This is a genomic window from Psychrobacter sp. CX90 (genome assembly GCF_057396305.2).
The window spans coordinates 29,860-53,546 of record NZ_CM182008.1; the positions used below are offsets into that span (position 1 = coordinate 29,860).

At 40.4% G+C, this 23,687-nt stretch carries 16 protein-coding genes and 1 pseudogene; 4 read left to right on the forward strand and 13 right to left on the reverse strand.

The window, feature by feature from the left end; all coding sequences use genetic code 11:
• Positions 1–129: 129 nt before the first annotated feature.
• Positions 130–360: a DUF2788 domain-containing protein gene (locus AC2SLN_RS00140; RefSeq protein WP_486549003.1), complete on the reverse strand. Its 231-nt coding sequence runs from the start codon at positions 358–360 to the stop codon at positions 130–132.
• Positions 361–608: 248 nt separating this feature from the next.
• On the opposite strand from AC2SLN_RS00140, the gene argS reads away from it, so the two are divergent.
• From argS to AC2SLN_RS00155, 3 genes are all read left to right on the forward strand, one after another.
• Positions 609–2,441 (forward strand): arginine--tRNA ligase, encoded by a 1,833-nt coding sequence (gene argS / locus AC2SLN_RS00145; protein WP_486549002.1) that lies wholly within the window; start codon positions 609–611, stop codon positions 2,439–2,441.
• A 242-nt stretch (positions 2,442–2,683) separates the two neighbouring features.
• Positions 2,684–3,511, forward strand: a complete 828-nt coding sequence (locus AC2SLN_RS00150) for an SPOR domain-containing protein (protein ID WP_486549001.1) — start codon at positions 2,684–2,686, stop codon at positions 3,509–3,511.
• 42 nt (positions 3,512–3,553) lie between these two features.
• Positions 3,554–4,306 carry an IclR family transcriptional regulator gene (locus AC2SLN_RS00155; protein WP_486548999.1) on the forward strand — a complete coding sequence of 251 codons (753 nt, stop codon included), beginning with the start codon at positions 3,554–3,556 and terminating at the stop codon, positions 4,304–4,306.
• 309 nt (positions 4,307–4,615) lie between these two features.
• Here AC2SLN_RS00155 and mmsB read toward each other — a convergent pair whose 3' ends face one another.
• The 12 genes and pseudogenes from mmsB to AC2SLN_RS00215 form a co-directional block, all read right to left on the reverse strand.
• Positions 4,616–5,551 carry a 3-hydroxyisobutyrate dehydrogenase gene (mmsB, locus tag AC2SLN_RS00160; RefSeq protein ID WP_486548998.1) on the reverse strand — a complete coding sequence of 312 codons (936 nt, stop codon included), beginning with the start codon at positions 5,549–5,551 and terminating at the stop codon, positions 4,616–4,618.
• A 72-nt stretch (positions 5,552–5,623) separates the two neighbouring features.
• Positions 5,624–6,853: an enoyl-CoA hydratase/isomerase family protein gene (locus AC2SLN_RS00165; RefSeq protein ID WP_486548997.1), complete on the reverse strand. Its 1,230-nt coding sequence runs from the start codon at positions 6,851–6,853 to the stop codon at positions 5,624–5,626.
• A gap of 321 nt (positions 6,854–7,174) precedes the next feature.
• Positions 7,175–7,957: an enoyl-CoA hydratase gene (locus AC2SLN_RS00170; RefSeq protein WP_486548996.1), complete on the reverse strand. Its 783-nt coding sequence runs from the start codon at positions 7,955–7,957 to the stop codon at positions 7,175–7,177.
• Between the two features lie 42 nt (positions 7,958–7,999).
• Positions 8,000–9,172: an acyl-CoA dehydrogenase family protein gene (locus AC2SLN_RS00175; RefSeq protein WP_486548995.1), complete on the reverse strand. Its 1,173-nt coding sequence runs from the start codon at positions 9,170–9,172 to the stop codon at positions 8,000–8,002.
• A gap of 334 nt (positions 9,173–9,506) precedes the next feature.
• Entirely contained in the window at positions 9,507–10,994 is a 1,488-nt protein-coding gene (locus tag AC2SLN_RS00180; protein ID WP_486548994.1) for a CoA-acylating methylmalonate-semialdehyde dehydrogenase, read from the reverse strand.
• A gap of 269 nt (positions 10,995–11,263) precedes the next feature.
• Positions 11,264–12,652, reverse strand: a complete 1,389-nt coding sequence (locus AC2SLN_RS00185) for a GntP family permease (protein ID WP_486548993.1) — start codon at positions 12,650–12,652, stop codon at positions 11,264–11,266.
• Positions 12,653–12,859: 207 nt separating this feature from the next.
• The gene (locus AC2SLN_RS00190; protein WP_486548992.1) at positions 12,860–14,872 is read right to left on the reverse strand and encodes a propionate--CoA ligase; all 2,013 of its coding nucleotides are present in this window, start codon (positions 14,870–14,872) and stop codon (positions 12,860–12,862) included.
• A 416-nt stretch (positions 14,873–15,288) separates the two neighbouring features.
• Positions 15,289–16,422, reverse strand: coding sequence for an MFS transporter (locus AC2SLN_RS00195; protein WP_486549097.1), 1,134 nt, complete (start codon positions 16,420–16,422; stop codon positions 15,289–15,291).
• Positions 16,423–16,679: 257 nt separating this feature from the next.
• Positions 16,680–17,957, reverse strand: coding sequence for an ATP-dependent Clp protease ATP-binding subunit ClpX (gene clpX, locus AC2SLN_RS00200; RefSeq protein ID WP_486548991.1), 1,278 nt, complete (start codon positions 17,955–17,957; stop codon positions 16,680–16,682).
• Between the two features lie 296 nt (positions 17,958–18,253).
• Positions 18,254–18,976 (reverse strand): ATP-dependent Clp endopeptidase proteolytic subunit ClpP, encoded by a 723-nt coding sequence (clpP, locus tag AC2SLN_RS00205; RefSeq protein WP_486548990.1) that lies wholly within the window; start codon positions 18,974–18,976, stop codon positions 18,254–18,256.
• Between the two features lie 697 nt (positions 18,977–19,673).
• Entirely contained in the window at positions 19,674–21,017 is a 1,344-nt protein-coding gene (gene tig / locus AC2SLN_RS00210) for a trigger factor (RefSeq protein WP_486548989.1), read from the reverse strand.
• Between the two features lie 608 nt (positions 21,018–21,625).
• Positions 21,626–22,333, reverse strand: a pseudogene (locus AC2SLN_RS00215) (non-canonical purine NTP pyrophosphatase); the annotation flags it as partial.
• 683 nt (positions 22,334–23,016) lie between these two features.
• On the opposite strand from AC2SLN_RS00215, the gene sodB reads away from it, so the two are divergent.
• A complete protein-coding gene (sodB, locus tag AC2SLN_RS00220) occupies positions 23,017–23,646 on the forward strand; it encodes a superoxide dismutase SodB (protein WP_486548988.1) in 630 nt (209 codons plus the stop codon).
• Positions 23,647–23,687 lie beyond the last annotated feature (41 nt).

Consider the following 23,687-nt stretch of genomic DNA (forward strand, 5'->3'; position numbering starts at 1 on the left):
GAGCTACATATAGGAGCTGCATATAGGAGTCTGTAGAACCTTAAAAGCTTTGCAACATTCTTCTCCATTATCTATACACTTTATAATAGGAGGGCAGAGAAGTAGAAAAAATAGGCAGTGATTAAACCGTTACAATACCCAACGGTCAAATACAAATTCAAGTATTAATTTAAAAATAAAGCCAGCAAATCCTGCACCCAGTGCTAAAAAGATCCAGAAAGTCCCTGCTTTACCAGCATTTGATTTTTTAGAGATGTCAAACATAATGAAAACCAGCGTACCAATAAAAATAGGCAAGAGAATATATAAGCCTAAACTGGTAATGGTGTCAGCAGATACAGCAAAGAGGGTCGCAATCATAAATCAGTCCCGTTAATGTGGTTTGATACTATTATAAGCAGTCACTGGTGGCAATTCTATGAAGAAAGGTACATCGCTACAAATTAACATAGTTGTAAGAGTATGGTAATGTAAGCCAAACCTTGATATATTAACAGGTTTGCAAAAAATATTTGCCCCAACTGTTGATAACACCCTATTGCTAACACAAATTATTGTAAATATTTAACTGATTACTTACTTAAACACCTACTAGAGTTTATTAAATTATGTCACAAGCTCAAATTGATGAAATTGCGTCGTTATTTAACACTGCCGTTAGTTCACTTATTGCAAACCATGTTTTGCCAGAAGGTTGGGAAAATCATAGTCAAATTACCCGCAGTAAAAATCCTGAACATGGGGATTATGCTTGTAATATCGCACTAACCGCAGCAAAAGCGGCTAAAATCAACCCTCGTGCCTTAGCAGAACAGCTGATTCAAGCGGTGCCCGATAACGATAGCATTGCTAAGTTTGAAGTGGCGGGACCGGGTTTTATTAATATATTTTTAAACAGCAATGCTAAGTTTGCCGTATTGGATGCCATATTTGATAAACATGAGCGCTATGGGTTAACCAATGATTTTTCGGGCAAGAAGATTCAAGTTGAGTTTGTTTCTGCTAACCCAACCTCAAGCTTACACGTCGGTCATGGGCGTGGTGCTGCATTTGGCATGAGCGTGGCAAATTTGCTTGAAGCGGTGGGCTATGAGGTAACTCGCGAGTATTATGTCAACGATGCTGGCCGTCAAATGGATATATTGGCAACCAGTACGTATATGCGTTATCTACAGTTGAATGGCGAGAAGTTAACGTTTCCAGTGAATGGTTACAAAGGCGATTATGTGTCTGACATTGCTAAGTCTGTTAAAGATGAGCATGGTGCTAAATATGTACATGCCTATGCTGGCATTAGTGAAGGTGTGGCCGAAGATGCTAAATTTGAACTTGATGCCAATGGCGAGGAAGTCTTGGTATCTGGCGATAAAAATGCGCACATTGATGGACTGATTGCCAACAGCAAAAAACTATTAGGTCATGAAGGTTATGAGCTGTTTCTAAATGCGGCACTCAATACCATTTTGGATGATATCAAAGATGACCTAGGCGACTTTGGCGTACACTTTCAAAATTGGTTTAGTGAAAAGTCCATTGCTGATGACATTGAGCCGGTTTTGGCTGAACTTGATAAAAAAGGCTACTTATACGAAAAGGATGGTAATACATGGTTTAAATCAACCGAATTTGGCGATGAGAAAGACCGAGTAGTGCGCCGTGCTAATGGCTTGACTACCTACTTTGCCTCTGATATTGCTTACCACAAAAATAAGTTTGAACGCGGATTTGATACGGTCATTAATGTTTGGGGTGCAGATCATCATGGTTATATCCCTCGGGTAAAAGCAGCGCTAACCGCCCTAGGTATTGATGAGACACGTCTAGAAGTGATCTTGGTTCAGTTTGTGGCACTATGGCGTGGCAATGAAAAAATTCAAATGTCATCACGTTCAGGCAAGTTTGTGACATTACGTGAACTGCGTCATGAGGTCGGCAACGATGCAGCACGCTTCTACTATGTAGCGCGTAAACCAGAAGTACATATTGATTTTGATTTAGAACTTGCCAAATCGCAAAGCAAAGACAACGTCGTGTATTACATCCAATATGCACATGCCCGCGTGTGCAGTGTTCTAGAAAAGCTTGTCGACAAAGGCTTTACAGTTGATGATGCTAAAGGTGCTGCCCATCAAGAGCTGTTGACGACCGAGGCTGAAAGTGAGCTGATAAAATTATTGGCTGCATATCCTGCAACGTTAAAACGTGCGGCAATAGGCTATGAGCCACATGTTTTGACCAATTATCTTAAAGATTTAGCAGCATTGTTCCATGGTTGGTATAACGATAATCGTATTCTACCAGTCAGTATTATTGCTGATGAAATACCAAGTGAAGAGGAGCTGTCACTGATGCAGGCTCGTCTGCGTCTGTCAAAAGCGGTACGCCAAGTGATTGCTAATGGGTTAAATCTGCTTGGGCTATCCGCACCAACAAGCATGTAGTAAGTTGTCAATTACATGACAGGTAAATTAACTTACAGTTGTCTGATACATTGGCATGATGTTGGCCTAAATATTGGCCTAAATAAAAGATAATAGATGGCTTATATACAATGGCGTAAGTAAAATAGATAGGAAGGCAAACTGCTATTTTCGGCTTGGATTGTTAACGTTAATAATGCTAAAGTTAATCATGCTAAAGTTAGAGAGTAACCAGTAGACAGTTTCAAAAACGGAGAGAGTGGATGTTAGCAAAAAAACCAAAGGGTGCGACAGAAAAGAGAAAGAGCAGTGGAGCATCAGGTTTATTGTGGATGTTTGTTGGGGCGATTCTAACTTTGATGATAGGCCTTGCTTTGTATCTATTTAATCCAATTGATATGGGTTCAACGGGTACACCTGAAGAGCGAACCGTAGCGCCTATCAATCAGCCAGAATCTGAATCTGATGATTATGAATTTTATGAATTACTGCCTGAACAAGAAATTACCAGTATTCCAGACGAAGCGATAGTAAGTATAGAGCCCAGTAATAATGGTGCTGAGCTTGAACCAGACGTGGTAGTGACCGAACCCCGCACTGATAATAATGCGAGTAAAGACCCAGATAACTATGGTATCTCTGAAGATATCATACGTGATCCGATGCAGTCTCAAAGTCCACAGGCGGCAGATGGCGAGCAAGAAATGGTTATTGTTGAGGAAGAAGGCACCTATGATGAGCCAATGAACGACAATCCTAGTAATGCTGCTAATCAAAATGCACAAGGGGCTGGGAATAGCAGTCGTTCGCCAGCGGGTGCTTCCTCGGCTTCGATTAAGGCCACCGCACCGAAACAGACTTATATTTTACAGATCAATAGTTTTAGTAGCGCACAAGAGGCTGATAAACGCCGCGCTCAAGTTTTAATGGCAGGAGTAGATGCAAGAGTTGTTAAAACTAAAATGGCCAATGGTCAAGTGTTTTATCAGGTAATATCCTCACCAATGAATAGTCGCCAAACGGTCATCTCCGCACAGCAAAAGCTACAGAATAATGGCATAGACTCTTTGATTGTTGAGCAACGTCGCTAGTATTTTTATTACAATCAATAATCTAAAGAGTTTGAGTGTGTTATGCCTAAAGTTTCCTCGATTACCCGTGTCTTACAAATTATTGAAGCCGTCTCTTATTCGGCAAAGCCAATAACGCCTTTAGAGTTATCCCAAGACCTTGATATACCTAAACCAACGATTCACCGCTTATTACAGCAGCTCATAGATGAGGGCTATGTCGCTGTAGATATCGGTGGTGGTATCATTGCGGGCAGGCGAGTCAGAGACTTAAGTGTAGAGTTATGGCAACAGCGTCAATTTTACGGTGAACGTCAGGTGGTGCTTGAGCGTTTAGTCAGTGATGTCAAAGAGACTTGTGGAATTGGTGTGCCTCATAATATGCATATGATTTATACCAATAGAGTAAAAACCAAGCTGCCTATTCAAATTAATTTACCTGTAGGCGCAAAATCGCCCATGTGGTGTACGGCTACCGGTAAATTGTATTTAAGTCAGTTGTCTCAGCGCAGCCGCAAAAAAATGCTAAATAATATGTCGCTCGATAGGTTTACTAAAAATACCATTGTAGAAGCAGATATATTAAATGCAGAACTTGATGACTTTGCAAAAACAGGCATAAGTGTTGATAACGAAGAGTTTATTTCTGAAATGGTGGCTGTCGCAGTTCCTATTTTAGATAAAAAAGAGCGTTACGTCGCCTCTTTATATGTGCATGCACCGACTATTCGTGTGTCGGTTGATGATTTGCTCAATATGGTACCAAGGTTACAAAAAGCAGCAAGCGATATAAAGGCGTTACTCTATGATTTGTAGGGTTAATATTTTCCAATAGCCGCTTAAGTTAGACATATTGACCATGGGTGTTGTCACACTGATGTATAATCTGTCTAATTTTAAATACTATGGTGTCACCCTTGCTAGCCATTTTACTGCATAGGCTGCGCTGGGTTTCCTTAAAGTCGGGTTAAATGGGTTAGATTATATATGCCATGCCCTTTTGGATTTGTATAAAAAAAGCTCATATCGATTTGATATGCGCTTTTTTTCAACCCGCAGCTATTATAAGCGTCTACTATTCTTATAACTCAACGGCGATAACAAACCGCGTTGACTATAGTTAACTTATTTATTCAAAAGACTTTTATCAAAACGGCCTATGATGCTTGAAAAGTCTTTATCACCATGTGATTCAATATGTTCATCATACAGTTCCATTGCTTTAGCACCCATGGGGACATCAACACCTGTGTCTTTAGCTGTTTGTAAGGCTAGGTTTAAGTCTTTGTGCATAAGTTTACTCATGAAACCGCCTGTATAGCCCTTGCTTGAAGGTACATCAGCGGATACGTTAGGGTAGGGGTTATAAACCTCAAGTGTCCAGTTGCGACCTGAACTTTGCAACATAATATCTGATAACACTTTGGGGTCTAGGCCATTTTGCACGCCAAGGTTTATGGCCTCAGAGGTCCCGCTCATGAGTACGCCAAGCAGCATGTTGTTACATATTTTAGCAACCTGACCTGCACCATGAGACCCCGCATGGAAAATATTTTTGCCCATTGCACTCAGTATGGGTTTAGCACGTTTAAAGGTGTCGGCATTGCCCCCAACGATAAACGTAAGCGTGCCTGCTGCTGCACCTGCTGTCCCTCCCGAGACTGGAGCATCCATAAACTCTATATCAAGTGCTTGCGCATTCTCAGCAACAATTCGGGCATCTGCCGCTGCAATGGTGCTACTATCAATCACTAAAGTACCTTTTTCTAAATGATTGAGTAAGCCATCTTGAGTTAACTTACCGCTTTCTGAGTCGCCTAAATAAACGCTTTTTACGTGTTTGCCGGCAGGCAACATGCTGATAACAACTTGAGCGCCTCTAACCGCTTCTTGTGGCGAATTGGATGTCTTAGCGCCTACTTCTTCTAGAGCTTTCTGGGCCGCGTCAGATAAGTCAAATACAGTAACTTGATAGCCACTTTGCAATAGGTTTTTAGCCATGGGGCCACCCATGTTACCTAGGCCAATAAAGGCAATATGCGTATTGTTATTGGTTGTCATGTCATCACTCCCTGATGAATATAGGATGAAAATAAATTGAAGATTAATGAGTTTAATTACCGGGTGGCTAGCTTATCGAACCACTTTATTACCAAAAGCATCGGCACTTAGCCAACTAGTAAACGGGTGGGCTGCCTCGGGATAAGGGTTGCTGAAATGATTGGCAATGTACTGCTGCCCCTCAGCAGTTAAACACTCATCAAGTGTTCGAGACCAGCTTGGGTTTCTATCTTTATCAATAAGCAGGGCTCGTACACCTTCTTGGAAATCTGGATTATTGGCACAGTGAACAGCCACGTTTGTTTCTAAGTATAACACCTGCTCAAGTGATAAATTACTGACATGCTCATACAGCGCGTGAGTTAATGCTGCTGATACTGGGCACCCGTGTCGATACGTGGCCACTGCTCTTTGAGTCCATTTATCCTCAGCAAAGTCTGAGTCTAACTGGTGTAGTTTGCTGTCATCTTGTAATACAGTATCAATATCTTTTAGCCCCCCAGTAGTCATTAATTTATGAATGGGTTGCCAGTATTGGGCCAGTTTACTTGGTTTTAAATCAACTTTAGTGGAGCTTGATAGCGTTGCTAAACAGCGGCTTGTAATGATATGCGCCGTGTCTGGCTTAACAGAATCGCTGTGCCACGACGTTGAGGTTAACGCTTTAACCATTTGCTCATAACTCTCACTCGGTATAGCGTATTCCGCAAGATTAACCAGCATGGCATCACTGGCGTTACACATAGCACCGGTCAAACCTAAAAACAATCCTGAATTGGCGGGCATACGTTGTAAAAACCAGCTTCCTGTAGCATCTGGGAACAAGCCAATGGTTATTTCTGGCATGGCAAACTTGGTGGTTTCAGTAACAATGCGATGGCTACAACCCGCCATAAGACCCATACCGCCACCCATGACAATACCATTGCCCCATAAAATAAGGGGTTTAGTATAAAAGTGCATCTGTCGATACAAATCGTACTCTGTACTAAAAAACTCAGTGGCATAGGGGTTTGGCGAGGGTGGATGATCTACCATGCTGTCATATAGTTTACGGATATCACCACCTGCACAAAATGCTTTGTCGCCACTACCTCTTAGCAATACAGCAACAACCTTTTCATTTTGTTGCCATTGCGCTAGTTGACTTGCCATCCGCTCACACATATCTACACTCAATGCATTGAGTGATTTTGGTGAGTTTAAAGTCATTTCACCTATGAGGTGTCCGCAATCGGTTGGGTAGGTTTGAAATAACACAGAGTCGTCGTTGATAGAAGTTGGGCTAGAGTCGTTTTGCATATAGGTTACCATTTTAAACGGTTAAATTAAAAAAGATCTTTGGTAAAAATCATACTATTCCAACATGAGAGTAGGGTTATTGAATGCGTTTACTCTACTCAATACAGCACTTTCGCTTGTTTGGCTTATGGCTAATCATTCTTTTTTCAGTCATACACTTAAATTAATGTGGTCTCTAAAATAGCATGTATGTAAACAAATAAGCTGGCGCTTAACTAACCCCTACCTATATATTAAGAACATATTAAGATCATTACTGACATTAATGAAGGGGTTAAATATAAATGATTTCAACGATTTAACTTAAGAGACCTAGCTTATCTACTTGTTTTTCCATGTTGGCTTACGTTTCTCTAAAAATGCATTAACCCCTTCAGCTTGATCAGCTGTATCAAACAACTTAACAAATGCTTCACGCTCGTTGATTAAGTTCTTCGCAATAGGTTGATGTCTACCGGCTTGAATAAGTTGTTTTGAATAAGTTACGGCAACAGGTGATTGTTTAGCAACTTTTTTAGCAAGATCGAGAGCAGCGTTAACCCCTTCTCCTTTTTCTACTACTTCCTCGACTAAGCCAATATGTAGTGCTGTTTCAGCATCCACTCGCTCGCCACACAGAATCATACGTTTTGCCCAGCCTTCACCGACTAACAAGGGTAAGTTTTGTGTACCGCCGGCACAAGGTAGCAAGCCAACACTGGCTTCAGGTAACGCCATGACTGCATGCGCCTCAGCGATACGAATATCACAAGCTAATGCAGTTTCTAATCCACCACCCATGGCATAGCCGTTAATTACGGCAATGGTTACTCCGCGGTAGTTTGATAAGGCTTCAAACGCTTCGCCAAAAGCGATAGCCATAGAAATTGCATTGCCTTTTTCGCCATCAGCAAAACTGTTTAAGTCTGCCCCTGCTGAAAAGAATTTCTCACCATCCCCATGCACGACTAAGGCATAAACCTCATCATTCTTGTTTAAGTCTTCTACAAGCTGTTTTAATGACATAAGACTGTCATAAGTCCATGTGTGAGCTGGCGGATTGTTCAGTGTTAATGTGGCGATATGACCATCAATGGATAGGTCTAGGTTGGTATAAGTTGTCATGTTGCACCTTTTGTTTATTATTAGTTTCTATATATTTATAGTCTAACGTAAGCTCATTAGCGCATCCTCTGCCATCATTTTACGAGAGACGATTACTCGCATAATCTCGTTTGTACCTTCAAGTATTTGATGCACGCGTAGGTCACGCAAATGTCGCTCAAGCGGATATTCATTCAGATAGCCATAACCACCATGCAGCTGTAACGCTTGATTAGCCACATCAAAACTTAAATCGGTAGCGAGGCGTTTTGCCATAGCGCAAAAAGTGGTGGCATTCGCATCATTGCTATCAACTTTACTTGCCGCAAGGTATAGCATTTGACGTGCAGCTACCGTTTGCGTCAACATATCTGCCAGCTTAAACTGAACGGATTGTAACTCAGCAAGCGCACTACCAAATTGCTTGCGCTCTTGTACATAGTTTAAGGCTGTTTCTAATGCCGATTGCGCGGTGCCAACTGCACAAATACCAATGTTTATACGACCGCCATCTAAGCCCTTCATGGCAAACTTAAAGCCTTCGCCCTCATTACCCAGTAAGTTTTTAGCAGGTACTTTTACATTTTTAAAATGGATGGTACGGGTGGGTTGAGATTTCCAGCCCATCTTGTGCTCGTTTTTACCATAGCTAATACCTTCACTATGGGCATCGACTACCAGAGCAGAAACACCTTTTGGGCCCTCAGCACCAGTACGAGTCATGACCACTAAAATATCAGTAGAGCCAGCACCTGAAATAAAGGTTTTCTCACCGTTTAAGATATAATAGCTGTCATCGCCACTGCCTTCTTTTACTGCTTTTGTGGTTAGCGATCCTGCGTCAGAACCTGCATTAGGCTCGGTCAAGCAATAGCTACTTAAAAGCTCGCCACTCACTAATTTAGGTATAATTTCGCTACGTATGTCATCTTTCGCATACTCGCCAATCATCCATGTAACCATATTATGAATACTGATATAGGATGCGACAGATGTGTCCCCCCACGCCAGTTCTTCAAAAACAATAGCAGAGTCAAGACGGGGTAGTCCTAATCCGCCATAGTCTGGATTGGTGTACAGGCCCAGAAAGCCCAGTTCGCCTGTTTTTTTAATCACATCAATGGGGAAATGACTGTTTCTATCCCATTCTGCGGCGTTGGGTCTTAGTTCTTTTATTGCAAACTGACGGGCTGCTTGTTGAAATGCTAATTGATCATCATTTAATTTAAAATCCATGAAATGTCCTATATAGAGGTGTTGCCCAAGGTTAATTAATAGGATTAGCTGATAAAAAACAATTAAATCAATGCTAATAATCAATGCTAATAATGAACAGTGGGCAACAAATTTTGACAGATATTTTTCTAAAGTTGCTCTTTCAAAGGCTGTCTTTTGGTAGCTGTTTTTCAACAAGCCATTTGTAAAGAAATACCTCTTTTAAGCTACTCGTCAACAGCTGATTCATAAAAGTTACTTTTCATTAATAAGCATTTTCTAGATTATCCAGAATTATTTTTCTTCAATCTATCGCTAAAAAAGCTATTTCGTTCTAGCAGAATATAGCTGATGTTTACATCGAAATAGTCGTATTTACTTTACCTTTACTGGCCTCATCATCAAACCAACGGGCGGTAACAGTTTTGGTTTGGGTATAGAACTGCACTGCTTGCTTACCATAAGGGCCTAAATCGCCAAGCTTGCTGCCACGAGAGCCTGAGAATGAGAACATAGGTAGTGGCACAGGAATGGGTAAATTAATACCGACTTGACCAACATCAATATCTTGCTGGAACTTATGCGCTGCCGCACCAGACTGGGTAAAGATTGCGGTACCATTACCATATGGATTGGCATTGACTAGCTCAATGGCATCATCTAGAGAATCGACATGCATGATACACATGACCGGGCCAAAGATTTCTTGCGTATAAATCTGCATGTCAGTAGTGACATTATCAAAGATGGTAGGACCAACAAAGTTACCATTTTCATAACCTTCGACGACCACGCCACGACCATCTAAAATTAGGTTAGCACCTTCATCCACACCTGATTGAATCAAACCTTCAACACGCTCTTTGGCGGATTTACTAATTAGCGGCCCTAAATCTTTGTCATCTTTACCCGCTGCCACCACCAGTGTTTCTGCCTTAGCCTTGATGTCATTTACCCACTGTTTGGCCTCACCGACAAGCACTACAACAGGCAATGCCATACAGCGCTGACCTGCTGCGCCAAATGCTGCGCCAGCCAATTGATTTAGGGTTTGTTCTTTATTCGCATCAGGCAAGATAACCGCATGGTTTTTTGCACCCATCATACACTGTACGCGCTTTCCAGCTTTACTAGCAAGGTCATATACATGACGACCCACATGGCTTGATCCCACAAAAGATACCGCTTTGATATCAGGATGATTACATATCGCATCAACCGTAGGTTTGGCACCATGCACCACATTTAAAACGCCCTTAGGTACGCCTGCTTCAACAGCAAGCTCAACCAAACGCATGGTTACCATTGGGTCTTGTTCTGAAGGTTTTAATATAAAGGTATTACCAGTGGCAATAGCCATCGGGAACATCCATAATGGAATCATGGCAGGGAAATTAAAGGGGGTAATACCAGCGCAAACGCCCAGTGGTTGCCAAATACTATAAGTATCGACGCCACTGCCTACATTTTCAACAAAGTCGCCTTGTTGTAAATTGCCAATAGCAGCAGCATGCTCGACCACTTCTAATCCACGGAACACATCCCCACGAGCATCAGCGATAGTTTTACCTTGCTCTGATGTCAGTAGTTCGGCAAGCTCATCCATATGTTCACGGATAAGTGCTTGATAAGTTAGGAAAATACGGGCACGAGTAGAGATAGGGGTCTTGCGCCACGTTTTAAACGCTTCCTTAGCTGCTGCTACCGCTTCATTAATTTCATCATCGGTAGTTTGAGGCACTTTAGCAATGACTTCTTGGGTGGCTGGATCGGTTAGCTCAATCCACTGTTGCGTTTTTGAGTCAACAAATTGACCGTTAATGAGTTGTTTTACTTGTTGCATAGGATGTCCTTATCTTTTAACTGTTAAAGTTTTAGTTTTTTATAAATAATGATATAAAGCCAAGTCTTATTAAACTAAGTCTCATGAAATTAGACCGTTCCATGAAAGAAATTAGACCTGATATCATTGAGATTATTGAAATTAAATGAATAAATTTAGTAAATAATGATACATATAAAATCATTTTACAAGAAAATTTTTATAAATAGCGTTGTTATTTTTTAAAATTTAGTGACTTATGTGTTTGTAACTTTCTTTTCGTTGTATTTTTAAAAAGAGCCAAACATAGTGCCTAGTATAATAACCGCAATAGTTGCCAAAATAGGAACGACGACGGCTGTAATAAAGACATCAACATAAGACTGTTTATGGGTTAGACCACAGATTGTCAGCATGGTAATAACGGCGCCATTATGCGGTAGGGCATCTAAGCCACCGCAAGCCAACGAAGCAATGCGATGCATTAGTTCAGGATTGATATTGTACTGTTGGGCCAAAAGCATATAATTTTCACCCATGACCTCTAAGGCAATTCCCAAACCACCAGAGGCTGATCCTGTAATACCTGCCAATACGTTTATGATAATGGCTTCTGAAATAAGAGGGTTACTTGAGGCGATACCCATTAAGAAATGCTGTATAACCGCAAATCCTGCTAAGCTCGCTATTACTGAACCGTAGCCAACTTCAGATGCGGTATTAAATATTGGCAATAATGATCCCATTGCTCCTTCGTTTAGGGTCTCCGATAAACTTTTAATTCTAGAAAAGTTCAGGATAATAACAAAAAGGCAGGCAATGGCTAATGAAATAATGATAGACCAAATCCCGATTAATGAACTAATCTCCACTCCGCCAAACTGTTCTCCCGCTAAATAGCTGTTGTCCCACATAGGTATGATGATTTTTGAGAAAAGATAGTTGCCCAATACCACGATAACAATAGGGAGTAAAGCGAGCCAAAAGTTTTGGACTTTGCCGGATACATCAAAGTCTTTTTCATTTAGGATATGGCTACCATAGCCTTCATCTACAGCTTTAGCTTTGCGCAGCTGATAATTCATCCAAAGCATACCTCCGCCTAACATTATGACAGCAGCGATGATGCCAATGCCGGGTGCCGCAAAGGCGTCGGTTTGAAAGTACGGCATGGGAATGGCATTGTGAATGGCGGGTGTGCCCGGTAGTGCGGTCATAGTAAACGTAAATGCACCGATACTAATCGCACCGGGAATAAGACGCTTAGGAATATTTGCTTCTCTAAATAAGGCTGCTGCAATTGGGTAGACTGCAAATGCGACGACAAAAACGGAAACGCCACCATAGGTTAAAATGGCACACGCTAACACAATAGCGAGTAACGCGTGATGACTGCCTAACTTATCGACGATACTTTTGGCGATGCTATAGGCATATCCTGAATCTTCCATTAACTTTCCGAAGATGGCACCAAGTATAAATAACGGAAAATATTTAACAGCAAAACTACCCATGCCTTTCATAAATACTTGGGTATAAATGCCCATTGATTCATTTGCTTGACCGCTTAAAACGACGGCAAGCAATGCGAGAATGGGTGCTAGTATTAGCACACTAACCCCTTTATAGGCAAAATACATCAGCAGACCAAGAGATAAAACAATCGCGAAAATGGTCATTTATTGCTTCCTTGCAAAAATGTAGAAGTAAAGTATTTCTCAGGGCTATCTAGTTTTAGAGGCGTTAAATAATTAGCCACTAGTAAAATATAATTACCTCGAGGTTAGGAAATATATGAATCATTTACAGTTTGCATTTTAATAAAGATAACGCCTTTAACTTTTTCTGATAGTGTACAAAACTTAATTTCTGATAGTGTACAAAACTTAATAATGCTCTAACGCTTCTTTTACCGCATCAATGGCTGTTGGATCATCAAGTGTTGACATATCTCCTGTCGACTTACCCTCGGCAAGCGCCCGAATAGCTCGGCGTAAGATTTTACCAGACCGGGTTTTTGGTAGAGCTTTCGGGAAATAAACAGCGGCAGGACGAGCCAGACCTCCTAAAGATTTTACGACAGTACCGATAACTTGTTGTTCAACACGAAAACGATTTTCGGTATCTGAAATAATAGAAGGATCTCGTAATATACAGAATGCAATCGGTAATTCGCCTTTTAACTCATCTTTAATACCGACAACGCCGACCTCGGCAACTTCTGGATGCTGGCTAATTGCCGCTTCAATCTCTTGAGTGCCAAGACGATGCCCTGCCACGTTAATCACATCATCAGTGCGACCGAGGATATAAAAATAGCCGTTTTCATCGGTCATGGCATAGTCAGAGGTGGAGTATTGTCTACCATCAAACAAGTTAAAATAGCTCTTTATGAAGCGCTCATCATTTCGCCAAACAGTACTTAAACAACCTGGGGGTAAAGGAGCTGTAATAACCAACATGCCTTTTACGTGAGGGGCACAGTCTTCCCCTGTTTCTTCATTAACCACTTTGGCGTTATAGCCATACATGGGATAGCCTGGAGAACCAGATTTGTGCGCTTTATGATTAAATTTAGGAGCATGACTCAGAATTGGCCAACCGGATTCAGTTTGCCAGTAGTGGTCTAAAATTGGTACACCCATATGACCTGTTAGCCAGTCAGCAGTTGGCTCATCAAGCGGCTCGCCTGCTAAAAAGAAGGATTTGACGCTACTTAAATCATAACGTGTTATCCAACTTTCATCTTGTTTCTTCAACATACGAATGCCAGTGGGAGCGGTAAAGATAATGTTTACTTTATTGGCTTCCACAATACGCCACCACATACCTGGGTTGGGTTTATGAGGAAGACCTTCGTACACGACACTGGTCATGCCACGTAATAGAGGGGCATAGATGGTATAAGAATGCCCAACAGCCCAGCCGATGTCAGAAATAGCCCAAAATGTTTCGCCGGGATTGCCATCATAGATATAGTCCATTGAGGTAGCTAGGGCAACAGCATGACCCCCTGTATCCCGCTGTACACCTTTTGGGGTTCCCGTTGTGCCTGAGGTATAAAGTAGATAAGAAGGCTCGCTTGACTCCAACCATACTGGCGCTACTCGAGCATCTGCATCGCAACTGATACGTCGCTCGGTAGCATAATCCACATCTCTGTCTTCTGGTTTATATGGCATGATACCGCGGTCTACTACTATAACTTTTTCAGGCTTACACCTAGCTTCTTTAATACCTTGATTCACTAAGTTTTTATAGTTAATGACTTTACCCGCACGTAATCCGGCATCCACAGTAATCAGCACTTTGGCTTCCGCATCATCCATACGTACGGCTAAGTTGTGAGAGGCAAAGCCACCAAATACTACGGAATGGATGGCACCAATACGTGTACAAGCCAACATCGCATAAGTGGCTTCTAAAATCATGGGCATGTATATAATTACTCGGTCACCTCTGCTAACTCCCATACGCTGTAATACATCGGCAAAGTAATTCACTTCTTTATAAAGCGTGTTGTAAGTGAGTCGACGTTTGGCATAATCGGTGTAATATTCGACATAGTTATCAAGGGCTCTAAACGCCTTTTTAACGTCAGGATGATTATCAAGTAATTCTTGATTAATTTCAGAAGAAACCCAAATAAAAGCATCTTGCTCAGCTCGATCTTCCAGATGGCGGTCAATGCAGTTGTAACAAAGGTTGGTTTCGCCGCCAACAAACCATTTGGCAAAGGGTAGATTGCTGTCATCTAGTATCTGATCAGGGCGTTTGTGCCAGTAAATACGTTCGGCTTGCTGACGCCAAAACTCGGTTGGGTTACTTATAGAAGAGTTATAGATATCTGAATATGACTCAGTAGAGGTAGCGGTATAGTTCGTATATTGGTTGTGCATATTGCCTTCCTTAGCTAGCAAAAGTGATAGGTATAATCACAAGATAAAAAAGTGACAAAGTAGACAGCTATTTTGACTTTGCCTGAAATTAGCATTCCTTGCTAATTCACTGTTAATACGAAATTTTTTAGCGTCATAACAATTTATTTTATAACAGTTTATTGCGCATAATAACAGTGTTAAAAAGTTCTACTATTTTAAACGGTTTTGAAGAATATTGATTAATGGTTTTAATGATACAGATCGTATCGTTTGAATTTAACAGAGTATTGATTATAGGTCAATGGTATAACAGGTCAATCATATAACAAATTAACCAATTGCTATAAAACATCAGTGTTGACGAACTCTTTTACAATACGCAATTGTATTATTTGGTAACTTAACCGAATAATAGTATTTTAAAAATTAATAGCTCAATGGCTAAGTTTTGTCTTTATCATACCGAAACCAGCAATGAATAAAGCCAATCCTTGAACTGCTACCAACAACCAAACGGTATAAGACCATTGACCTCTCGCATAAGCAAGTCCACACAGCCAAGCACCAAATGTACCTCCGGCATAATAACTCATGTAATATATTCCAGAAGCTAAAGAGCGTCCTTCTGAAACATTCGTCGCAATATAACCAATAGTGGCAGACTGAGTAATAAACACACCCGAAGACATAATAGATAAACCAACAATAATTAACCAAAGGGGAGATGCTAGGGTAAGCAAAACACCACACATAGACACGAAAACAGCGAAAATAATGCTGCGAGCTGAACCAAAGCGGTGCACGATTTTTGTAGAGAGTGGGGTAATGAACACCCCAATAAGATATACCACGAATATATTAGCCAGCTGCCCCGTGCTTAAGGTGTAGGGTTTGACAGCTAAGTGTAGATTGATAAAAGTAAAGCAGCCTACTAAAGAAAACAGCACACAAAACCCCAATAGGCAAGCAGAGATGACGTAGCGATTTTTCAAATGATGAGCAAACGTGATTAATGTGTCCCGAAATCTAGGACTTGGCACAAAGTTTGTTGACGCTGGTAAGGTCTTGGCTACCCACAGTGCGCCCACTAAAGTTAAGGCTGCCATAACGTAGTAGGCCATACGCCAACCTATCCACTCATGTAAGTGTCCTAATATAAATCGACCAGAAAATCCGCCAAATACTGATCCTGAAACATAATAAGCCATCAGATCAGCAACGGCACGACCTTTAAATTCTTCGCCTATATAGGCAATAGTAACGACGGTAATGCCAGGTACAGACAACCCCTGTAAAAACCGCCAGATAGTAAGGGTTTCTACGGTATTACTTGTGGCAATTAAAGCGGTAGGCAGTGCCAAAAATATAAGGGCTGCGACAATGATAGATTTACGCCCTATGGCATCTGATACCATACCCAAAAAAGGAGACATAACGGCAACCGCCATTACAGTTGCGCCAACCGCCATTCCGACTTGTACTTCACTGGCGTCAAAATCCACCATCAATATTGGCAAAATGGATTGAATTGAGTAGACCTGTAAAAAGGCAAATGCGCCAATAAGCATTACTGTCAATTTAAGCACAAAAGTGAATGTATTAGCGTTTGGAGATACTGGATTTACTGTCTTCAATGGCTGCATAGGCACTCCACTGTTTAATTAAGCTAATGCTAATATGGTCGAAGTATTTACAAACCGCCTCGGTGTTAATCTCACTGGATTTATACCCCTCTTGAAATACTTTGATTATAGCTAAAAAGAAGCGCTTATCTTGATGATAAGCGCTTCCATAAACCACTATACAGTGTAAAGTTAAAGCTGTATTACGCTATTTTGGGCATTGCACCATCGTTGATGACGGTTTCATCAACCAGCACAGAGGTCACATTAGTCATTGAAGGTAGGTCATACATAGTATCTAACAAGGCATTTTCGACAATGGAGCGCAGTCCACGTGCTCCTGTTTTTCGTGCCATTGCTTTTTTAGCAATGGCTTCTAAAGCATCATCGGTAAATTTAAGTTCCGCATCTTCCATCTCGAATAGATATTGATACTGCTTAACGATGGCATTTTTTGGTTCAGTTAGAATCTGCATTAACGCATCTTCATCAAGCTCTTCAAGTGTGGCAATGACGGGTAAACGACCAATTAACTCAGGGATTAACCCAAACTTGATTAAATCTTCAGGCTCTACTTGTTTAAAGAGTTCAGAGATTTGCTTGCCTTCATCTTTAGACTTAACCTCAGCATTGAAGCCAATGCCTGTTTTTTCAGTGCGCTGCTGAATGACTTTATCAAGGCCTGAGAAGGCACCGCCAACAATGACTAAAATATTGCTGGTATTTACCTGAATTAACTCTTGATTTGGGTGTTTACGTCCGCCATGAGGGGGAATGGCAGCGACGGTTCCCTCGATTAGCTTAAGCAGAGCTTGCTGAACACCTTCACCCGAGACATCACGGGTAATGGACATGTTTTCACCCTTTTTACTGATTTTATCAATCTCATCAACGTAAATGATGCCTTGCTCTGCTTTCTCAACATCATAATCAGAGGCTTGGAGTAGCTTCTGTACAATGTTCTCAACATCCTCGCCTACATAGCCCGCTTCAGTTAAGGTGGTGGCATCCGCCATAGCAAAGGGGACATCCAGCATGCGAGCAAGGGTTTGAGCCAGAAGCGTTTTACCAGATCCCGTTGGGCCGATGAGTAATATGTTGCTCTTGGTAAGCTCGACCTTTTCATTATTGACTTTGTTATCTCGCTTATTGGCTGCATCTTTAGCGCTTACTTTTAAGCGTTTGTAGTGGTTATAAACAGCGACAGACAGGGCTTTTTTAGCAGTCTCTTGACCAATAACGTAACCATCTAAATGTTCACGAATCTCTTTTGGCGTGGGTAGTTTTTTATCTAACCATGAATTAATAACCGTATCGTCACCTTCTTCATTGGCTTCAGTCTGACGACTGTCTTCAATCAAATCAGTGCATAGCGCTACACACTCATTACAAATATTGGCATCGTCGGCGGCAATGAGCTGGGTTACTTCATTTTTTTTCTTACCACAAAATGAACACTGTGGTGTTTTGTCTTTAGCCATGCTTGGCGCTCCTCAATAATAGGTCTGTCATTTCACTGCATAACACTTGATGACTGCTTGAATTTTTATAAAAATGACATAAACGGTTAAGCAATATGTGTCAGTAGCGACAGTAATTCATAACTTTTGATCTGATAAAGCAAGAAAGATTAGTCTAATTAGCTTAAGTGTATTGGCTCATGTTTATTAAGCCAATTCGATTAAGCTAATTTAAATAAGCTCGCTGATTAAATAACCTCTAAATAACATCGAGTTGATGAGTTTTAGAGCCATATAAAATAAAGGTCTAAGAAGGTTTATTTCAGATCTTCAGGGCGACGTTCTAATACCTCATCAATCAGACCATACTCTTTGGCCTCGACAGCATCTAACCAGTAATCACGTTCAACATCTTGCGCAATTTTTTCAAGAGGTTGCCCCGTGCGCTCGGCTAAAATTCGATTTAGACGGTCACGAATTTTTAGAATCTCACGGGCATTAATCTCGATATCACTTGCTTGACCTTGCGCACCACCAGATGGCTGGTGAATCATTACGCGAGAATTGGCAAGCGCATAACGCTTGCCTTTTTCGCCAGCTGCTAATAAGAATGATCCCATGCTGTAAGCACCGCCCATGCAAATGGTAGATACCTCTGGCTTGATAAAGTTCATGGTATCAAAAACGGCTAAACCAGCGCTGACAGAGCCACCTGGCGAGTTAATATACAAGTGAATGTCTTTATCTGGGTTTTCAGCTTCCAAAAATAGCATTTGTGCCACAATTAAGTTGGCCATATTATCTTCAACTTGACCTGTTAAGAAGATAACGCGTTCACGCAGCAGGCGAGAGTAGATGTCAAACGAGCGCTCACCTCGAGCTGACTGCTCAACAACCATAGGTACTAGAGCTGCTTGAGGGGTGCTTATGGTAGCGTCTTGTAGGCCACGCAACACCTTATCATGGGCGCTTACTAAGCTATCGAAGTGAGGGTTGTTGGTAATGCGGTTGAAATCTTGCTGAGCTTGAGACTGGGTCATAAATAATCCTTTAGGTCTTTTCAGTTCTTCAATTTATAAAGTGAATATTATTAAAAACTAGGTATATGAGGTATGAATCTGTTTCTTATAATTTGGGGTATTATCAGATAAATCAAGCGCGTTGATGATTATAATAATTTTAAGCTGAGATTGTTAGCTATCAAATGTTAAAGTCTACCTTCGAATCAGTGATGCCTATAGCCATTCTTTATCTTACCATTTTATCGTTAAACAACTTTAAATCATTTATAGCAAACTAATCAGCTCAATGACGGCATAGGGCTCCCATAATCCTGTTAAGATATCTTTGAACACATTTGGGCAATGGGGGATAAGCGCTACAAAAAAACAGCTATCATCAAAGGCAAGATAAAGATTTAGGTTGTTGACCTGTCAAGATATATTACTTATATCTTTAACGGTAAGTCACTGTATACCATACTTAATGACCTACTATGAATTGCCTACTATAGTCAGCGAACTACTAAACGGTTACGGCGTTAACCTCGTTAAGCCTACTCCAGTAGTACTTGCACTCGGTTGCCTTGTAACCATTTTAGACTTCTTTAACTATATAAAAGGGTACGATGCGTTTAGAAAAAAAGCCCTAACTAGATAGGTTAGGGCTTTTTTAACATTATTAACAAATAGAGTGTTGCGTCAATAAACTATTTATTAATCAAGTTATTTGCATCAATTACATTGCTTGAGCAGCTTGTTGTTGAGCGGCGATAAGCTCTTGATAACCGACTTCTTTTTCAGTTACTTTAGCGTCTTTGAGTAAAAAGTCTACGACTTGATCTTCTAGAACGACGGACTCAATGTTTGCACGTTGTTGTTTGTCATTGGTGTAGAACTCAATAACCTCAGCTGGGTCTTCGTAGTTTTCAGCGGCTTCTTTAATAAAGGTATCAACCCGTTCTTGATCCACTTTAAGGTCATTTTCTTCGATAACACGAGCCACTAGAATGCCAAGACGGGCAGCACGCAATGCTTGCTCTGCAAAAAGCTCATCAGGAAGCATGTCTTTACTAAAGTTATCTGTACTGCCACCAAACTGCTGGGCAAAACGTTGCATCATCATATTGCGTTGACGTTCCGTTTCTTGAGTAATCATTGCTTGCGGTACTTCAAATTCGTTCTTCTCTAATAGAGCATCAAAAGCGGCTTGTTTTACTTGGCTACGTGAGGCATTTTTGATTTCACGTTCCATGTTTTTACGAACGTCTTCTTTAAGTTTCTCAACGCCACCTTCTTTCACACCAAATAGTTCTAAGAACTCTTCATTGATCTCTGGAAGTTTTGATTCTTCAACTTTTTTCACGTTGATTTTAAACTGTGCTTCTTTACCCGCTAGGTTTTCAGCTTGGTAATCTTCTGGAAAGGTAACATTGATGGTTTTCTCTTCATCAGCACTAATGCCTTTGATACCGTCTTCAAAGCCAGGAATCATCTGACCACTACCTAATACAAGTTTGAAGTCCTCAGCTGAACCGCCTTCAAACTTTTCGCCATCAATAGACCCTTCAAAATCAAAAGTGACTTGATCACCTTCTTCAGCAGCGCCTTCTTTATCCGCAAATTCTTGACGTTGTTTACGAAGATTTTCAACCATAGTCTCAACGTCTTCATCACTGATTGATGCCGTGTGATGTTCAACTTCAACATCTTTAATGCTTTCAACTGCTATTTCTGGGAAAATTTCAACCGTTGCTTGATAGACTAAGAATTCATCTTCAAGTTTTACATCATCAATGTTTGGCATACCCACAGCACGAACGTCTTCGGCTTTAATGGCTTCAAATACAGTGTCACGGATGACGTCGTTAATAACTTCTTGCTGAATGCCAGCACCATATTGTGAGCGGATGTGTGACATAGGCACTTTGCCTTTACGGAAACCATCAATTTTTGCAGTTTTTGCTACGTTACGAATACGGCCTTCAACTTTGTTTTGAATTTGTTCAACAGGCACTTTAACGGTTAGTTGAGTCTGATTTTCGCTTAGCTTGTTTGTGGTAATTTGTAAGTCTTTAGCCATGGAGGATAACCCTTAATGTTGATTAGTCGTTAGTTGATAAGTATTTAAATGTTAACAGGTTGAATAGTGGTAGTATGCATCATATATAGATATAGGCTTTATATAATATTAGCGCCTACGCTGCCATAAAAATCATAAGTGGAACTATCACTTCTCTATCACTGCATATACTCTAAACGCTTAAAAGTTTGATTATGATCATCAAAACTTTTAAGTGTAGATATGTTTATTGCTGGAGTTTTTATTCAAACTTAAGTATTTGAAAACGGCAAACTTGGACAATTAAGCATACGCCATATGTCTTATGAGCTTGAACAAAATTTCCGTAAAATTTTAAAAGTAGAACAGTATAGTCTATCTGTGTATCAAAGTAAAAAATAATCTACTTTTTCAACTCGCCATGTTCATCACATTTCCCATAACTATTATTAACTCTATTATCAACGGCTAGTACCAGTAGTGAATATAAGAGATATTTAAACGAGGAGCTTTGACAGCTCTATAATGAAATATTTTCTATTAAGTCATCAATGCATCTATATAAACCATGATTATGAATGGTTCTATCCGTTAAGTAGTGCTATGAGGATGGTGGTATAAGTATTGCCCTATAAGCACAATTGATCTTTGAGTTGTTGCAATAAACTTTGCATAGCACGGCCACGATGACTTATTTGGTTCTTAGTTGCGGCATCGAGTTGGGCGGAAGATTTCTGTAGCTCAGGTATCCAAAATAGTGGGTCATAACCAAAGCCATGTTCGCCTAGTGGGCTATCTAATATTTCACCTTGCCATAAACCATGAGCAATAATGGGAAGCGGGTCATTGGCATGTCGCACCATAACTAATACACAAACAAAGTACGCTTTGATTGGGCTAGAGCTAATCGGAATAGGACTTATTGCGGTAGCAGTTTTTGCAGTAGTTAAGCCCATGACTGTAGAATTAAGTGATTTACCACTATCAGAGTCACGGCTTCTATTAGAGTTTCTAAAGGGCAGTAAGTCCGCAATAAGCTTGGTGTTATTTTTGGCATCATTACCATGTTCGCCTGCGTATCTCGCTGAATGAATACCAGGCGCATTACCCAGTACAGGTAGGCAAAGCCCTGAATCATCGGCTATTGCTGGCAAACCACTGATACGGCTAGCATGCCGCGCTTTAATAATTGCATTTTCAACAAAGCTTAAGCCATCTTCTACAGCCTCTTTAATACCCAGTTCGCCCTGAGGCAAAATGTTGATGTTTAAATGAGCCTCATCAAACATCCGCTTGAATTCTGCCAACTTACCTTTGTTGTTGCTAGCCAGCACCCAACAAGTTTCTTCATTTTTAATGTCATTGTTAAAGTTAGGTTTAACCTTAGTTTTAGCGATCATAAACATACCCATTATTTTAATTATTAGATTGTTAGTTTTTCTTTGGATATCCTTATCGTTATTGTCTCCCTATAATTATTGCCTTTCAGTTATTTAAGTTATTGTACATAGAAAAAAGCGCATAAATCTTTAAAAATATTGAATGACCATTCAAAAGTCATTACCTATAAAGTACTCCTATTACATGGTTGTTTTTATTTAAAATTTTTTTTAAATAATATGGCGGTTCTAATCATTGATGTTAACAAGTTACAGTGGATAACATTGTGTAACTGAGTTTGCCAACATCAATTGCTATAATAAAAACATGACTTGTTAAGCACTTACCATAATTGATTAAAAGCATGATTAAAAAACGTATTGCTTAGCGTGATTAGAGTGAGCGTGATTAGAAACTGGTATTTAATTAAAACGTTTATCAAGTTATGATAGTATTGCTTTTGCAGTGATCAGAAACTATCGCTCATAAGTTTTATTTTTTTAATAGACGTGTGATAAATGCGTTAAAAATAGACATTAACAAAAAATAGCCACTTTAGCTTGTGCAACCTGTTTTGATAACTTTATAACAGAGCACAGTCTGTAAATCAGAAGACTAAATCAGCCAAGGATAAAATAATATGTCAAAGATTTCTCTACCAGATCTACCTTATGCAAAAGATGCCTTAGAGCCACACATTAGTGCTGAAACTTTGGAATTCCATCATGACAAACACCATGCAGCTTATGTGAACAAACTCAATGAACTATTACCTGGTTCTGGTCTTGAGGATAAAGAGTTATCTGAAATCATCAAAGCAACAGCAAAAGATGATAGTAAGCAAACTATGTTTAACCAAGCTGCTCAAGTTTGGAACCACACTTTCTACTGGAACTGCATGACTCCAGAAAATGGTGGGGGAGAACCTACTGGTGACTTGAAAGCTAAAATCGAAGAAGATTTTGGTTCATATGATAAATTCCGTGAAGAGTTTAAAAATGCTGCTACTTCCCAATTCGGGTCAGGTTGGGCTTGGTTAGTTGCTGATTCTGAAGGCGGTAAGCTTTCTATCATGAAAACGGCTAATGCAGACACACCACTTGCTCATGATAAAGTTGCCGTTCTAACATGTGATGTTTGGGAGCATGCTTATTACATTGATTACCGTAATCGCCGTCCTGACTATGTCGACACTTTTTTAGATAAGTTAGTAAACTGGGATTATGCGAATGCGAAATATAAAGGTCAAGACGCTGGGGTTGAAGAGTAAATTGTATTTAGATATTTGAACGATGTGTCAAGTACCAGTTA

Bases quoted from the DNA above. Each gene is read 5' to 3' on its own strand.
- AC2SLN_RS00140 (WP_486549003.1), bottom strand. From the start codon at position 360: ATGATTGCGACCCTCTTTGCTGTATCTGCTGACACCATTACCAGTTTA.
- argS (WP_486549002.1), top strand. From the start codon at position 609: ATGTCACAAGCTCAAATTGATGAAATTGCGTCGTTATTTAACACTGCC.
- AC2SLN_RS00150 (WP_486549001.1), top strand. From the start codon at position 2,684: ATGTTAGCAAAAAAACCAAAGGGTGCGACAGAAAAGAGAAAGAGCAGT.
- AC2SLN_RS00155 (WP_486548999.1), top strand. From the start codon at position 3,554: ATGCCTAAAGTTTCCTCGATTACCCGTGTCTTACAAATTATTGAAGCC.
- mmsB (WP_486548998.1), bottom strand. From the start codon at position 5,551: ATGACAACCAATAACAATACGCATATTGCCTTTATTGGCCTAGGTAAC.
- AC2SLN_RS00165 (WP_486548997.1), bottom strand. From the start codon at position 6,853: ATGCAAAACGACTCTAGCCCAACTTCTATCAACGACGACTCTGTGTTA.
- AC2SLN_RS00170 (WP_486548996.1), bottom strand. From the start codon at position 7,957: ATGACAACTTATACCAACCTAGACCTATCCATTGATGGTCATATCGCC.
- AC2SLN_RS00175 (WP_486548995.1), bottom strand. From the start codon at position 9,172: ATGGATTTTAAATTAAATGATGATCAATTAGCATTTCAACAAGCAGCC.
- AC2SLN_RS00180 (WP_486548994.1), bottom strand. From the start codon at position 10,994: ATGCAACAAGTAAAACAACTCATTAACGGTCAATTTGTTGACTCAAAA.
- AC2SLN_RS00185 (WP_486548993.1), bottom strand. From the start codon at position 12,652: ATGACCATTTTCGCGATTGTTTTATCTCTTGGTCTGCTGATGTATTTT.
- AC2SLN_RS00190 (WP_486548992.1), bottom strand. From the start codon at position 14,872: ATGCACAACCAATATACGAACTATACCGCTACCTCTACTGAGTCATAT.
- AC2SLN_RS00195 (WP_486549097.1), bottom strand. From the start codon at position 16,422: ATGCTTATTGGCGCATTTGCCTTTTTACAGGTCTACTCAATTCAATCC.
- clpX (WP_486548991.1), bottom strand. From the start codon at position 17,957: ATGGCTAAAGACAAAACACCACAGTGTTCATTTTGTGGTAAGAAAAAA.
- clpP (WP_486548990.1), bottom strand. From the start codon at position 18,976: ATGACCCAGTCTCAAGCTCAGCAAGATTTCAACCGCATTACCAACAAC.
- tig (WP_486548989.1), bottom strand. From the start codon at position 21,017: ATGGCTAAAGACTTACAAATTACCACAAACAAGCTAAGCGAAAATCAG.
- sodB (WP_486548988.1), top strand. From the start codon at position 23,017: ATGTCAAAGATTTCTCTACCAGATCTACCTTATGCAAAAGATGCCTTA.